General features: G+C 75.3%; 1 protein-coding gene. It reads right to left on the reverse strand.

Annotated features, from left to right (window positions below):
• Window positions 1–103: 103 nt before the first annotated feature.
• Complete coding sequence (locus tag AC2W7G_RS16470) at window positions 104–1,219, reverse strand: heparan-alpha-glucosaminide N-acetyltransferase domain-containing protein (protein WP_485869386.1); 1,116 nt, start codon at window positions 1,217–1,219, stop codon at window positions 104–106.
• Window positions 1,220–1,338: the final 119 nt, after the last annotated feature.

Consider the following 1,338-nt stretch of genomic DNA (forward strand, 5'->3'; position numbering starts at 1 on the left):
ACGTGACCGCGCCGCGGTCCGGCCGGGCCACGTTCCGGGTCCGCGCGTGGCACCAGAAGCTGGCCGGCCGCTGGTCCGCACGGGTCAGCTCGCCACGAAGCCGCTAGCGGGCGCCGAGCAGCGAGGCCCGGCGGACGACCTGCTCGAGCGGGCCGCGTCCCCACTGGCGGCGCCACAGCCACGCGGCCACCACGAGCACGACGACCTGGCTGGCCCACTCGACGTGCCGGTCCTCGGCCATGAGCCAGCCGTGGGCGTTCTCGCTCCAGAGCCACAGCACGTGCAGCGTGTACAGGGTCAGCGGCATGCTGCCGGCGGCGAGCAGCGGCGCGACCACCGTCCGCACCGGGCGGACGTGCACCACGAGCAGGCACAGGCCCACGACCAGCACCGCCGAGGCGGTCGCGGACAGCACGTTGAGCGAGCTGGACGTGTGCTCGCCGACCACGAGCAGGCGGGCCGGGTCGGTGACGCCCTCCAGCGACCAGGACGAGACGAACAGCCCACGCCAGGACGTGTCGTCGACGAACCCGTCCAGCACGCCCGAGCGCAGCGCGACCAGGCCGGCCAGCAGCGTCGCCACCAGCAGGACCGCTCCCCCGCCGACCAGCGCGACGGCCGTGCCGACGCGGTCGAGCGGGAGTCGTCCCAGCCACGCGCCGACGAGCAGGTAGCCCGTCCAGACCAGCGCCGGGTAGGTGCCGGTGACCGCCAGCTCGGCGACGAAATGACCCAGCTCCGCCAGGTCGGCGAGCTCGAGCTGACCCTGGTAGGCCGCGCCCAGCCGGTCGAGCAGCGCCAGGTGCACGACCGGCGCGACCACGACCCAGCCGAGGGCGACGAGGCCCAGCACCCGGGTGGGCAGCGCCAGGAACGGCAGCACCACCAGCAGCATGACGCCGTAGAACGCGAGGATGACCAGCACGGTCACCGACTCCAGCGACGCCAGCAGCAGGCCCAGCACGAGCAGCAGGACCGACCGGACCGCCACCGCGCGGACGCTTCCGGCGCCCCGGGGGTCGCGCTGGCGCACGAGGCTCAGCGACAGGCCGGCGAGCAGGGCGAACAGCGGGGCCGCGCGTCCGGCGGCGAGCATGCCGGCGACGGAGGGCCCGCCGGTGGCGAGGTCGATCGTCATGACGACGTGGACGAGCATCATCCCGACGAGGGCGACGGCCCGGGCCAGGTCGACGCCGTCCAGGCGGGTGGACGCGCCCACTAGCGGCGCCGGGCCGCGGCGACCTGCAGGACCATCCGCTCCAGCGCGTACGCCGGGTCGGCGCCGCCGCCCTTGACCTCGACGTCGGTGCGGGCCACGACGTCCAGGGCCCGGGCCAG

It is taken from the genome of Aeromicrobium sp. PFPM2_SD2 (assembly GCF_057364525.1).